The sequence below is a fragment of the Thalassotalea piscium genome (genome assembly GCF_030295935.1).
GTDB classification, from domain to species: Bacteria; Pseudomonadota; Gammaproteobacteria; order Enterobacterales; family Alteromonadaceae; genus Thalassotalea_B; species Thalassotalea_B piscium.
The window spans coordinates 2,355,348-2,369,939 of sequence record NZ_AP027362.1; the positions used below are offsets into that span (position 1 = coordinate 2,355,348).

Here is a 14,592-nt window from a genome sequence, read left to right on the forward strand (position 1 = left end):
AATTATAAAACAAGATAAAGTAAAAGGGAGAGTAGCAAGCTACTCTCCCTTTTTAATTACCTAACAATGCTAACCTTAACATTTATCCTGAATTTTGGATAAGCTAAGTACACCAAAGCTACGATTTTTTGCGCACATCCATTATCCCGAGCCCGGGTTATTTAAAATACGGTTACTACTGCCACTTTAAATAAACCCGAATCAAAATCAGAGTCTATGTCATTTTCATAATCAGTATATTCAAGTTTCAATGAGGCTGAACCATGGAAATCCCAACGCAAACCTGCCGTAATATAGCTACTTTTATCTGCCTGAGAGTCAGACAAACCGTCAGTCTGTGCTTTCAAAAAGTCAATAGAAGGGTCTAAACCGTAAGGCACGCCTTGTGTAATTCGATTAACTTTAACTTCATCCTGACCGAACGTCACATGCACAACTTTATCGTTAAAACGATATCCAGCCATGATATACGCAGATTCGTCTTTAGGATAAAAACTGTCTTTTATTTGTAATTCGGTGTATTCACCTACAACGAAGAAACTATCAAAGTCTGCTTGAAAGCCGACCCCTGCAAAACTTGAATCTTTTTCAAAAAGGTCGATACCATTTGCAACATCGGCAAATGGTGTCATTCTCCAACCTTGAATTAAAGGTTGAGTTGCAGCTAAAGGTACCGTACTTTTTGCAACAAAATAGGCTGCTCTAAGCGTTAGCCAGTCTCTATTTGTGGTAAGTGATGCGCCAAAAAGATTATCAAATTCAGGCTTAATTTCTTCGCCAAAAGCGACTAATTCATCGGTATTGGTGCCATAAATAACGTGTAAAGTTGAGCTAAATTCACCGATTGGAAATTCATAAATGGCACTAACGCCATCGACAGCATCCAAAGGAAGATCGTAAACACCACTCGGTGGAGTGATCCAAGGGTAAGCGTACGACACATCTAAAAAGTCAGAATACATATAAAATGGAGCACGTTGACGCCCAACTAATACTTTAAGCTCATCATTAATTTGATAACCCAAATAGGCCCATTCAAACTTTGGATCCCAATCGTCTGCACCCCGCCCAATAATTTGTGCAGTTACCGATAAACCTTCGGTTAAGTCGCTCGATACTTGTAAACCGAACAAAGAGCCTGGTTTAAAGTAATCTGAATCACTAAACCCCCAAAGTTGCTCATTGCCTGAAACAGTAGTGCCTGCAACTACGCTCGCAAATCCATTAAATGCAATATCTGCACTAGCGGGGGCAGAAGCAATAAGTGCGCTTAGCATTAATAAGTTAATTGGTTTTTTCATATTTTTTTTTCCAAGAGAGTTTACAGGTATCATATCGTCAAGAACTTCCTATATCTGAAACTTAAATAAACAAGATCAAACTTATGTAACTGTTATTTAAATTGAATATCAAACGGGTACTTACTCAAAGTGTAGAACATAATTAGCCCGCATCAAGAAAATGTACAATAAAAAAATATTTTTTTTACAAGGAGTCTAAAATAGGCACAAGTTCAGCTTAGCTTTGAACAGCTTAACATGGTGGTAGGTTGCTATTTGCGCAACCTACCTTATGAGTTACTCTACCAATTCTTTAAGTACATCATCTTTAAGTTCAGACCAAAGCTTACCCGACTCTATACCGTATTTACGAACAGCAAATACCGCTTCGTCAAATTTACCAGCTTTGGCTAATTCTATTAATGTGTCGTAGTAGTGGCGCGAAAGCTCTCTACCTTTAGGGTGGGAAAAATATAAGCTGCCAATACGAGAATATAGACCTTTAAAACCATTTAATATTAACAGATAAATAGAGTTACCAGACGCGACAACTAATTCTTTATTTAATTGGTAATCAAATTGTGCGAAAGCTTCACCAGTATCTTCTATTTCATGATACTCCTGAAGTAGCTCAATTGTTTTCTCAGGATTATTTTTTATTGCACCACGCACATATATAGCACTTATATTCGTTCTAGCAGACATTAAGTTATCAACTAAGTCAGGAATACCCTCTTGGTCTAACTGTGCTAATGTTTCTAATATATTTAAGCTCGACGTTTCCCAGAAGTTATTTACTTTGGTTGGTTTTCCATGCTTAATTGTTAGCCAACCATCACGCGCTAAACGTTGTAGCACTTCACGCAATGTTGTACGTGTAACACCAATGAGTTCTGACAACTCTCTCTCTGCGGGTAATATTGATCCTGGTGGAAAGCCACCGTTCCAGATCGACTCTACAATATATTGCTCAGCGAAGCCCGCTGGACTATGTGCTTTTATAACCATATGGCTCTAGCACCTCTTGAGTTGTAATAAAATTCCACTGATTGTACCAGAAGAAATGCTTGGCACAAGAAAATTAGAAATAAATACCCGTCTAACATAAAGGCGCTATTTTTTTACCTATTTAATATTAAAAATTACTTTCAGCTGTGAGCAAAATTATAGCGTCATTTGATATAGATCACAGCTTTAATACCTCATTATAAAATATTATTCGCGCTGACAGATAAAGCACTAATAAACATCATTAAAACTTTTAGTGTCGATATTTGAAGGTTTTAATGGACTACTCTTTATAAGTTATTAATATCAAGTACTAGGGCGTGTTGATCTTTGGTATAAAAATTAAACATAACATAATTGCAATGTGCCGAAAAAAGTATAGTTCTGCTATATAAATGAGCGACTGCAAAAGGTAATACATGTTTAAACGTATCTAAAGCACAGCGTCCATTTGATTTTCTACTGCATTTTCGCTTTTTAATGAGGGATTACCCCTGTTACAGCAGCTTTGCCTTGTTTGAATATCAAATGGTCAGCTGCAAAAATATACGGTAAAGATAAACACACCATAATACAGGATCACTTGAATCTAATTTACATGGCTTTAATTAAGGCTTACACTTAGTTAAATCATATAATTAACAATTACTAATATCATTTATCTTCAATGCTATTAGAAGGAATAAAAGGCTTACTATGCAACAATCTTTTATGAGCGCATGTTATAATAATTTTCTTGGTAATTCCCCCGACTGGTACAAGCTCCTCATTGTATCGTTTTTAATTATAAACCCTATTCTATTTTTTTATATCAGCCCTTACGTAGCTGGGTGGGCTTTGGTTATTGAGTTTATCTTCACTCTTGCCATGGCATTAAAATGCTACCCATTACAGCCTGGCGGTCTACTTGCTATTGAAGCCGTAGCAATAGGGATGACCTCAACCGATCAAGTTATGCATGAAATGATACTCAACTTTGAGGTGATTTTATTGCTGATATTTATGGTTGCAGGCATATACTTTATGAAAAACTTGTTACTATTTTTATTTACAAAAATAGTAACCAAAGTACGCTCTAAAGTAATGGTATCACTTTTATTCTGTTTTTCAGGCGCATTCTTATCTGCGTTTTTAGATGCATTAACTGTAATTGCAGTAATTATAAGTGTTGGGGTTGGTTTTTACTCTGTTTACCATAAAGTTGCTTCGGGCAAAGGTGCTCAAAATGCACATGACCATACCTCTGATCTTGAAGTTGCAGAATACTCTCGCGACGATTTACAAAACTTTCGCGGTTATTTACGTAACTTATTAATGCATGCCGGTGTAGGTACTGCATTAGGTGGTGTTTGTACAATAGTAGGTGAACCACAAAACTTAATTATTGGCCAACAAGCCGACTGGGACTTTTTAGAGTTCGCTATTCGTATGTCACCAGTTACCATCTTAACTTTTATTGCAGGTATGCTAACTTGTTTTACTCTTGAAAAGGTTAAATGGTTTGGTTATGGAGTTGCCCTACCTGAGAACGTATACAAAATCTTAAATGAATTTGATATCGAAGAAAGTAAGAAGCGCGACAGACTAGACAATGTAAAGCTTATTATGCAAGGGTTAATTGCAGTTTGGTTAATTATTGGATTAGCCCTTCATCTAGCGCCTGTTGGATTAATTGGTTTATCAGTTATTATTTTAGCCACTGTATTTACTGGCGTTACAGAAGAGCATCAAATTGGTCATGCTTTTGAAGAGGCTTTACCCTTCACCGCATTATTAACCGTATTTTTTGCTGTAGTTGCCGTTATTATCGACCAACAACTATTTACTCCTGTTATCGACTGGGTATTAACCTATGAAGGTAATATGCAATTAGTTATGTTCTATATTGCTAACGGTCTTCTTTCAATGGTGAGTGATAATGTGTTTGTTGGCACGGTATATATTACTGAGGTACAAAAAGCCCTAACCGCAGGTACTATCACTAGAGATCAATTTGACCTACTTGCTGTAGCAATTAACACTGGTACTAATTTACCTAGTGTAGCAACACCAAATGGACAAGCTGCCTTCTTGTTCTTGTTAACATCGGCTATTGCACCACTTATACGCCTATCATACGGCCGTATGGTTATTATGGCGCTACCCTATACAATCGTATTAAGTTTAGTTGGTGGGTTAGCAATTTCAACAGGCTATTTAGAAAGCAGAACACAGGATTACTATGACTCGGGATTAATTCACCATCATAGTACTAAGCAACTATCTGAAGAACCTAAAAACTCCGGACATTAATTTTTGTTACAAAGAAAGCGCCTTATTGGCGCTTTTTTGTATTCTATATACGTGAAATTATTGGTAGATTACAAAAAATATATCTATTTAAACTCAAAATACCTTTAGGAATACTTTAGTGAAGTTTTTAAGCAATTTAGTAACTCGGCCAACTGCGTGGCAATTATTAGCGATAAGCGCACTCGGACTTGAGTTGGCCGCCTTATTTTTCCAATATGTTTTAGATCTTGCACCTTGTATTATGTGCATATATCAACGAGTAGCAATATGGGCAATATTCTTTGCTGGTGTGGTCGGCAGCATAGGCACTCAATATTTACTTGTAAGAGTTACAGCATTTCTTTTATGGGGCGTGGGTGCGATTTGGGGCTTACTTATTGCTATTGAGCATGTGGAAACGCAAACTTCAGCCATGTCTTTTTTATACAGCTGTGACTTTGTCCCTAACTTTCCTACTTGGGCTCCATTACACGAATGGCTTCCCGCTTTATTTGCAGCAACAGGTGACTGTGGTGATATTAACTGGCAGTTTTTAGGTTACTCTATGCCACAATGGATGATTGCTAACTACAGCGCTTACACCGCCCTTCTTGCAGCAGTTTTGGTTGCTCGGTTATACCAAAAAAGATCGCTCTAGTTACTGAAGATTATTTATAACAAAATAGATAAGTAACAATGTGTAGAGCTTGTTACTTATTTACTTAATTTTGACGATAACTCGTTACTAAGTTGCTGCCAATAGTGACTTTCTTTCATCTGTTGCCAATTAATATTCGTTGTTTTTAACATCCGTTTTAATCGCTCACTACTCGTTGGGTCAACCTTTAAGTTGGCATTATCAAGTACATCAACTACTGCATCTCGGGTATTACACAACAACAACATATCACAACCTGCCTCTTGAGCTGCTTCACAACGTTCTATATATCCGCCTATAGAGGAGGCTCCTTGCATAGATAAGTCATCACTAAATATTACACCATTAAACCCTAACTGATTTCTTAAAATACCTTGTAACCAAACGCTTGAAAAACCAACAGACCTATCATCAACCTCTGGAAAAATAACGTGAGCTGGCATCATAGCGTCTAGATCATTGCTAGCAATTAACATTTGAAAAGGCAACATATCCAACGCTTTAACTTGTTCGTATGATCTATTATCAATGGCCATATCTATATGTGAGTCGGCCTGCACGCTTCCATGCCCCGGAAAATGTTTACCTGTTGCTTTCATACCAACATTTTGCATACCAGCAATAAAGGCTTGTGCGAGTGGTGCTATATAATTTACATCGCAGTGAAAACTACGATCACCAATTACATCGCTTACACCATTAATATCTAATATTGGGGCAAAGCTAATATCTACTCCTACAGCTTGTACTTCCATCGCCATTAATGAACCGCAACGTTTTGCTACTGTTTTAGCTTGTTCAATATCTTGATTGGCTAACGACCATATATTGCCCATAGCAGGAATCGAGCTAAAGCCTTCACGAAATCGTTGCACGCGACCGCCTTCGTGATCAACAGCAATTAAAATATCTTTCTTAGCAGCAATTCGAATCGCTCGGGTTAGCTCACTAACTTGCTCAGGGGTTTGAAAGTTTCGAGTGAATAAAATAAGACCACCAACAAGGGGATGATTAAGTAGTTCTTTATCTTCGGCGGTTAATGACGTACCAGCGACGTCAAGCATTAATGGACCCATAACAACTCATTATTACAACAAAATTGTCGATACTGTACCCAATTTATCTTATAAAAACAAAATACTTATTGGTTAATTGGGGCTGCAACACCTGCTGCAACATAAGGGATAACTTGTTTAATAACATCAGCAATAGTTAATGTTTTATTAAAGTCATTTTTAGCAATATCCATCAACGCATCACTCGAAGACATTGTAAAGACCACTGTACCCATTGTGAAATGTAAGCGCCAAAAAATATCTTCAGGGCTCAGCTCCGGATAAGCTTTCTGTACAGCAACAACAAAATTACTTATTACACCTGGGTATTGAGTAGTAAAAAACCAGCGTAAAAAACCTTGGCTGTCTGTATAACCTCTTCCTAATAATTGTAAAAAATTACTCGTACCATTTTGTCTATAGACATTTAGCGACAATAACGGTTCAATAAATGCGGAAAAGACTTCAATTAAAGTAGGTTGCTCTGGGTGTTGACAAATGTCTTCCAAAGCCGCAACTAAATTAGGCGCTAATTCATCCATATAGCGTGACATAACTGACTTAATAAGCTCTTTCTTGGAACCAAAATGATAATTAACCGCGGCTAAGTTTACTTCAGCTAAACTTGTAATTTCCCTTAAAGAAGTTCCATTAAAGCCTTTATCAGCAAACAAACTTTCTGCAGCATCTAATATTTTATTTTTTGTGCTCATTTACTACGCCAAATTATTGTATTTTAGTTTCATTTTCAATGTCAGTTTAAACAAGCGTTTTAAAACATGCAATAACCTTTTCTATCGCACGGTTAACAATTGCTTGGAGCGTTTAAATTAAACTAATTTCTTAAGTATACTAATGCCTTATAAAGTTTTACATTTTTAGTGCAGATATTCATTTAATAATAGGCTAATATTTATGCAACTCATTTATGAAATACTCGCTGTAAAGAGTATCTCTTGAACGAGTTTCCTACGTTTCATGAACACGAGCCCAGCAAATACTTGCTGGGCTTTTTATTTTTAGTTTTATTGTTCATTCTTCTCAATACTCCCCTTGTCTGTATTTTTCATTTGCTTATACTACTAGTGGTCAATCAACAGGATTAAAATAACTAACATGAAGAAATCACTTAAATATTCAAGCATTGCTATATGCTTAATGGCCGCACTAAGCGCTTGCCAAGACAATAAATCAACAACAGTACAACCTGAGTCAATGAATGCTCAAGCTAGCAAACAGTTAACAGCACAAGATGCTGAAAAGTTTTTAGCTGATGTAGAAAAAGAAACGATAGCACTTAACTTAGAAGGTGCTCGTGCCGCATGGATTAATGCAAACTTCATTACAGATGACACTGATTCGCTTGCAGCAGAAGCAAATCAGAAATCAACCGAAGCTGGTGTTAGGTTTGCCATGGAAGCTGCAAAGTTTGATGATGTAAAAGTTTCGGCTGATCAACGTCGCAAACTTAACATTCTAAAACAAAGTTTAGTAATGCCAGCTCCGCAAGATCCTGCTAAATCGGCTGAATTAGCACAAATAGGCTCTGAACTAAACAGTATGTACGGTAAAGGTACATATACTAATAAAGCAGGTAAGAAGCTTAGCTTGGGCGACATGACCTCGACAATGGCAACGTCTCGTAATTACGATGAACTGCTTGAGTTATGGGAAGGTTGGCGTCAAGTAAGCCCTCCAATGAAGTCTTCTTTTGTTCGTCAATCAGAACTAGCGAATGAAGGTGCAAAAGGTTTAGGTTATGACGACTTAGGTGTTATGTGGCGCTCAAATTATGATATGTCGCCAAACGAATTTGCAACCGAACTCGATCGTTTATGGGGACAAGTTAAGCCACTATATGACGACTTACATTGTTATGTTCGCTCAGAGTTAGGTAAAAAATATGGCGAAGATAAAGTTCCACAAGACCAGCCAATTCCTGCACATTTATTGGGTAATATGTGGGCGCAGAGCTGGGGCAATATCTACGACTTAGTAGCACCTCAAGATGCTGATCCTGGTTACGATGTAACCAAACAGCTAGCTAAGCATGGTTACGACGAAATGCAAATGGTGAAAGGTGCGGAAAACTTTTTTACCTCATTAGGTTTTGCCCCTTTGCCAGAAACATTTTGGAAGCGTTCGTTATTCACTAAACCAGCTGACCGTGACGTTGTTTGTCATGCTTCAGCTTGGGATTTAGACGCTAAAGATGATATTCGTATTAAAATGTGTATCCAAAAAACGGGTGAAGACTTTAACGTAATCCATCATGAATTAGGCCACAACTTTTACCAACGAGCTTATCAAAATCAGCCTGTATATTATCAAGGTAGTGCCAACGATGGCTTCCATGAAGCAATTGGTGACACCATTGCCCTTTCTGTAACACCGAAGTATTTAAAAGAAATTGGGTTAATAGATGCTATTCCTGATGAATCAAAAGATATTGGTTTATTATTAAAAATGGCATTAGACAAGGTTGCGTTTATTCCGTTTGGTTTGCTAGTTGACCAATGGCGCTGGAAAGTTTATTCAGGTGAAGTTACACCAGAAAATTACAATACTGCATGGTGGGAATTACGAGAGAAATACCAAGGCGTTGGCGCTCCAGTAGAACGTGCTACCGATGCATTTGATCCTGGCGCAAAATATCACGTCCCAGGTGGTGTTCCATACTCTCGCTATTTCTTAGCGCATATACAACAATTTGAATTTCACAAAGCGCTTTGTGATATTTCAGGAAATACTGACCCCATTCATCGCTGCTCTATTTATAACAGTAAAGAAGCGGGTAAAGCACTTAATACCGTGCTTGAAATGGGCTCAAGTCAACCATGGCAAGAAGCTTATAAAGTGTTAACTGGTAGTGAACAAATGGATGCAACAGCCATTTTAGATTACTTCGCACCATTGCATACTTGGTTAAAAGATAAAAATAAAGGTAAACAGTGCGGTTTTTAGCCTCGATAAATAAACTACCATTAAAGTAGTGGTTTATATTTTCTGCGCTATTAATTCAAACGGCCATTTGTATTATTACATTTGGCCTTTTTTTAAATGTATTATTACGGTGTGAGAGCTTTTAGGTACAAGTTTTGTACTAATAAAACGTAATTATTTAAACATAGTTATAATAAAGCGAACTTTTTAATTAATAGCATAATAAATGTAAAGTGCGTTTTAGTTTATTTCCCATTACAATAAGCCCTTTCAAAATGACTTTACCAAGCCAATACTTCACGCTTCGAGCAAAACAATTTGACCAAACTTAAATATATTTCTTCTTATTCGACAGAAGTTCAAAATCAAGTAGAGTTAATGTTAGCTAACAATTCACTAGGCAAATACCTACTTTCAAAGTATCCCAAATCGCATGATGTCGTTAATGACAAAGCATTAAGAGTATTTGTAATGCGCCTAAAAAATCAACATTTAAAAAAGGCCGCACCGCTGAGTAAAGTGCAGTTTGATGACAAAATACATGTGATTAACAACGCTTTAGGATTACATAGTGTCGTTTCAAGAGTACAAGGCAATAAATTAAAACGAAAGAATGAAATACGTATCGCCACTGTTTTTAAGTCTGCACCCGAAGAATTTCTAGAGATGATAGTGGTTCATGAACTCGCCCATTTAAAGGAAAAAGAACACAACAAAGCATTCTATCAATTGTGCCAACATATGCTGCCAAGCTACCATCAAATAGAGCTAGATCTCAGGCTTTATTTAACCCAGATAGATAACATTGGTCAAATATATACTTAATACCAATCTCACTAATTATGTGATCATTTCTACTGGTTAAAACAATCAACTACTGCGTTATTTATTTTATAATTAGAACAACTAGTTATGAAAATAAATGCCTTGTATTTGACTGTTTTCACTGCGTATAAAATAGATCACTTAATTAATGAAACTGGTATAATACACACACTTAACTTAGGTGATATTCATATAAACTTATATGCTTATATGCTTATATGCTTATATGCTAATTATTTTGTGCTCTTCACATACATTATCGCTTTCTAAGCTTACTTACCCTTTAACTGTAATTTATTTAATGCAAAAAAAATCGAACAGGTAATGTACGTATACAATAACTATTCGATTTTATTATTTTAATTAAACTGTTATTAAACCATATTAAAGCTTAACCAGTCTTAAGGTAAGGTAATACTAACGGTTGTTCCTTTACCCTCTTTACTGTCAATTTTAATATCGCCAGCAAGTTTTTTCTTAACTAATTCGAAGGTAGTGCTCATACCAACACCTATGTACCCTCTGTCACTTCGCGTAGTAAAAAATGGCGTAAACACTTGTTCTAATGTTGCCTTATTCATTCCTTTACCATCATCTGAATAAGTAATTTTAGTACTGTTATTAGCGCCCTTCTCAACGTTTAACGATATTTTTCCGTTACCGTTATTGTCAAAACCATGCTTAAGTGAATTGTTAATTAAATTAAGTAATACTAAAGCAATATAGCTAGGTATCGACTTGATGGTTAACGAACTTTCACCAGAGTAATTATAGTTAATATTACTTTGATTAAATTCAAAATCATAAAGCATCATCATTTTGTTCATATAAGCAATTAAATCAAAGCTCTGAATTTCAGTATCATCTTGATCTGCTGCAATTAGATTAAAGTTATCTAATAGTGATACAACAGGCTTAAGTGTTGCAGCATTCTTAGTGTCACCATTTGATTCTAATTGTTCTAGTAAATCTGCCAACGACAAACCAACAGCATAGGTTATATCCGTAGCTATATAACCTAAAGCAGCAATATTTTCAGATCTAATTAATTGCTTCTCTCTAATAGGTAACAAGCTATTTTTTTCATTTACTGGTGCAGGGCGTGTTGAAGCTAACGCTGAGCTCTTCGCTTTTTTCCACATCAAAAATGCAACCGCTAAGGCAATTATAGCGATTAAAACAAACACATAAAATAGTATTTCAAAACTCGACGATGACTCTTTTTCTTTACTGATTTTAGCGAGTTTAGCGAGTTTAGCAGTTGCATTATTTGCAATGTCTTTCTGTTTTTTCAGACTCTCAGTTAATTCTGCTATCGCCTTTTCTTGCGCAATCGCATTTTCATTTAGAGCTTGTAAGTTTTCATTAGGCGTTTCGGCGTTATCTTCAACAACCAAGCTTTTATTTTCTTGCAGTGCTTTTAATTGTTCTTCTAAGCTTTGAAGTTGTGCATCTTTAGCACCGATCTCTTGACTCAATTTAGTCATTTGATCTTGAGCACTATTTAAACGCTCAGTTGACGCCTTTAAGTCTGCATTATATTTTTCGGTACTTTCTTGACTCTCGTTTAACTTTTCATTCAATTTATTTAACGAAGCTTCTTGTTTTACTAACCTATTTTCAAGGGCTTTTTTCTCTTCTTTAAATTTATTTTCAAGTGCTAACAATTCATTTTCTTGCTTTAGCTGTAAAGCATAAGTTGGACCTATCGATAATATAGAGTCATTATTTGAATCATCTACAAAATAAGATAAATCAGGCACAACTAACCCCGCTTTATCAATATTAATATCATTTATCTTAAACGTAATGTTCGATTTCGCTTCATCAGAAGAGATATCAATCATCGTTTTATTAAGGTCATTATTGTTTTCAGTGATCATTAACGTGGGCGTACCACTCACTGCTTTATCGGCTGAAGTTAACACATTTCTTTTATTTGATGATACGTATAATATATGAACATTTTTAACTTCATTAAATGTTGTTATCAAGCGTACTGAAATATCTTTATTGTTAACGCCTTTATTTTTAAAGTAGCTTTTAAAGAACTCATATCTTTCGGTATCTTCGTAGACACCAATTACAAACTCAGAACCTATTGCGCTTTCTGGCCAGTTAACAAACTTAGCAAACTTGCTTACTAACGTAGCTTTTTCTTGTTCAAGTGCTGAGTTTTGAGCCCAAGCCTGTCCCCCTATAACAAGAGCCACACTAACAACTGATAACCATAGTTTTAATTTTAATCGTGAAAGTCTTGCTACCATAAGATACCTACAAAAAATTATTAATATTTTTACATTCTACGTTTAATTTCTTTCAGATCAATAGTGTTTTTAATAAGTTAACTAAAACCACTAGATTACATACTGTCAACAATCGCAGCTAAGTTATATTTGGCACCATAGAGAGGTTAGAAAAAAAAGATAAACTAAATAGCTTAACTAACCTCAACTCGGAATAATAAATAGCGCTTCAGCAGCTATTTTTTCCTTACATCTGTGTTAAATTCATAAACAATAGAATAGCTATTCTTAATGAATTTTCCTTGAATTAAGAAAAACTATCAAGCTAGTGAGTTGCTACAACCACAAGTCTAACAATTTCAGGGCATTAACTTATCTCTTAACCCTAGCTAAGGTTAACTGTATTTTAAGGTAATATTTTGCAGTGATGTTATGTATCAATTAAAGAGCATTGGCTATTATCTGAGGGTTAAAAATACACAGCCCAACGTGATTTATGTTGGGCTGAGAGAGTAAACATGTTCAATTGTTAAATAAACAATAACAAAAGTTAAAATTAATCTTCTACGCGAACTCCCCAAACATCATGTTCATCAGCATGAATAATTTGAACCCATATTTGATCGCCAGGCTTAACATCAAATTCATCAGTTAAGTAAACTTTTCCGTCAACTTCAGGTGCATCCATATAAGAGCGCCCTACCGCACCAAGCTCGGTTATTTCATCAATTAAAATTAAATACTCTTGGCCAATACGTGCTTGTAATTTTTCTGCACTAATTCTCGCTTGTACTTCCATAAACCGTTGTAATCTATCTTCCATTACTTCTTCTGAAACATGATCAGGTAACGCATTTGCCGTTGCACCTTCAACGGGTGAGTATTTAAAACAACCAACACGGTCTAATTGCGCTTCTTCTAAAAAGTCTAAAAGTTCTTCAAACTCTTCTTCTGTTTCCCCCGGAAACCCAACAATAAAGGTTGAACGAATAACTAATTCAGGACAAATTTCACGCCATTTAGCAATACGCTCTAATACGCGGTCTGAGCTACCAGGGCGTTTCATTAATTTTAAAATACGTTTGTTAGCATGCTGAAATGGAATATCTAAATAAGGAAGAATTTTGCCATCGCGCATTAACGGAATAATATGGTCAACATGCGGATAAGGATAAACATAATGTAGACGTATCCAAACACCTTGCTTCGCTAGCTGTTCACATAGCTGCTGCATGTGTGTTTTAACGGGCATGCCATCCCAAAAGTCGGTTTTATGCTTAACATCAACACCATAAGCAGAGGTGTCTTGAGAAATAACTAATAATTCTTTAACGCCCGACTTTACTAAGCGTTGCGCTTCACCTAATACATCACCCACTGGGCGTGAGTCTAAATCGCCACGCATTGACGGAATAATGCAAAAAGTACAACGATGATTACAACCTTCCGATATTTTTAAATAAGCATAATGCTTAGGTGTTAACTTAACCCCTTGTGGTGGCACTAAATCGATAAACGGATTATGTACAGGCTTTGCAACATGCTCATGCACTTGCGCTAATACTTCATCGTATGCATGTGGTCCAGTTACGCCTAAAACGTTGGGATGAAGCTCAATAATTTCATCTTTCTTTACGCCTAAGCAACCCGTAACTAACACCTTGCCATTTTCAGCAAGTGCTTCTCCAATAGTATCTAACGACTCTTGTACTGCCGAATCAATAAAGCCACAAGTATTAACTATAACTAACTCTGCATCGTTGTAGCTATTTGTTACATCGTAGCCTTCAGTGCGAAGTTGGGTAAGAATCCTCTCAGAGTCAACTAAGTTCTTTGGACAGCCGAGACTCAGAAAGCCTATCTTTGCAGTGCGTTCTACACTTTGATTAGCGTTAGCTAATTGCTCTGAACGCTGACTTTGCTCTTCGATCATTTTAGAGGGAATGTCTAACGTGGTTGTTTGGCTTTGTGCTGAATTAATTGTACTTGGGTCGAATTGTTCTACGGTCATAGTGTGCTCTGTGCTTTAACTGGCTTAAACCATTAGGTTAAAGCGTTATAAAAAGTGGTTTTAATGCCTTTATTGCAAACTCAGGCTTTACTTGGAATAAGCGCTAAGGCGATTGTTTAATGCGTGGGATTATACAGGAATGTTGGGAAAGGATGAATAAATGTTTTTGACGTTGTTGTTGATGCTGAAACAAGTACAAATCGTTAAAAATGTAAGTTTCTTATAAAAAACTATTAAAACTGTAAAGTGTCCTGTTATTTTACACTTTCCAATCTAACCATCACCAAATAACGAC

At 36.1% G+C, this 14,592-nt stretch carries 10 protein-coding genes; 4 read left to right on the forward strand and 6 right to left on the reverse strand.

Features of this window, described 5'->3' with window-relative positions:
* Positions 1–161 precede the first annotated feature (161 nt).
* The gene (locus QUD79_RS10245; RefSeq protein ID WP_184423102.1) at positions 162–1,301 is read right to left on the reverse strand and encodes a porin; all 1,140 of its coding nucleotides are present in this window, start codon (positions 1,299–1,301) and stop codon (positions 162–164) included.
* 276 nt (positions 1,302–1,577) lie between these two features.
* The gene (gene fadR / locus QUD79_RS10250) at positions 1,578–2,288 is read right to left on the reverse strand and encodes a fatty acid metabolism transcriptional regulator FadR (protein ID WP_184423100.1); all 711 of its coding nucleotides are present in this window, start codon (positions 2,286–2,288) and stop codon (positions 1,578–1,580) included.
* A gap of 696 nt (positions 2,289–2,984) precedes the next feature.
* Here fadR and nhaB point away from each other — a divergent pair.
* A complete protein-coding gene (gene nhaB, locus QUD79_RS10255) occupies positions 2,985–4,580 on the forward strand; it encodes a sodium/proton antiporter NhaB (RefSeq protein ID WP_184423098.1) in 1,596 nt (531 codons plus the stop codon).
* Between the two features lie 118 nt (positions 4,581–4,698).
* On the forward strand, positions 4,699–5,217 hold the full coding sequence (gene dsbB / locus QUD79_RS10260) for a disulfide bond formation protein DsbB (RefSeq protein ID WP_184423090.1): 519 nt from the start codon (positions 4,699–4,701) through the stop codon (positions 5,215–5,217).
* A 56-nt stretch (positions 5,218–5,273) separates the two neighbouring features.
* On the opposite strand, the gene nagZ is transcribed toward dsbB, so the two are convergent.
* Together nagZ and psrA are read right to left on the reverse strand one after the other, a co-directional pair.
* Complete coding sequence (gene nagZ / locus QUD79_RS10265) at positions 5,274–6,293, reverse strand: beta-N-acetylhexosaminidase (RefSeq protein ID WP_184423088.1); 1,020 nt, start codon at positions 6,291–6,293, stop codon at positions 5,274–5,276.
* A 65-nt stretch (positions 6,294–6,358) separates the two neighbouring features.
* The gene (gene psrA, locus QUD79_RS10270; RefSeq protein WP_184423086.1) at positions 6,359–6,985 is read right to left on the reverse strand and encodes a TetR family transcriptional repressor PsrA; all 627 of its coding nucleotides are present in this window, start codon (positions 6,983–6,985) and stop codon (positions 6,359–6,361) included.
* Positions 6,986–7,388: 403 nt separating this feature from the next.
* Here psrA and QUD79_RS10275 point away from each other — a divergent pair, with 403 nt between their 5' ends.
* The gene (locus QUD79_RS10275; RefSeq protein ID WP_184423084.1) at positions 7,389–9,236 is read left to right on the forward strand and encodes a M2 family metallopeptidase; all 1,848 of its coding nucleotides are present in this window, start codon (positions 7,389–7,391) and stop codon (positions 9,234–9,236) included.
* 297 nt (positions 9,237–9,533) lie between these two features.
* The gene (locus QUD79_RS10280; RefSeq protein WP_246454889.1) at positions 9,534–10,040 is read left to right on the forward strand and encodes a M48 metallopeptidase family protein; all 507 of its coding nucleotides are present in this window, start codon (positions 9,534–9,536) and stop codon (positions 10,038–10,040) included.
* A 401-nt stretch (positions 10,041–10,441) separates the two neighbouring features.
* On the opposite strand, the gene QUD79_RS10285 is transcribed toward QUD79_RS10280, so the two are convergent.
* Both QUD79_RS10285 and rimO read right to left on the reverse strand, forming a co-directional pair.
* The gene (locus tag QUD79_RS10285; RefSeq protein WP_184423082.1) at positions 10,442–12,307 is read right to left on the reverse strand and encodes a YfiR/HmsC family protein; all 1,866 of its coding nucleotides are present in this window, start codon (positions 12,305–12,307) and stop codon (positions 10,442–10,444) included.
* A gap of 535 nt (positions 12,308–12,842) precedes the next feature.
* Positions 12,843–14,297, reverse strand: coding sequence for a 30S ribosomal protein S12 methylthiotransferase RimO (rimO, locus tag QUD79_RS10290; RefSeq protein ID WP_184423074.1), 1,455 nt, complete (start codon positions 14,295–14,297; stop codon positions 12,843–12,845).
* Positions 14,298–14,592 lie beyond the last annotated feature (295 nt).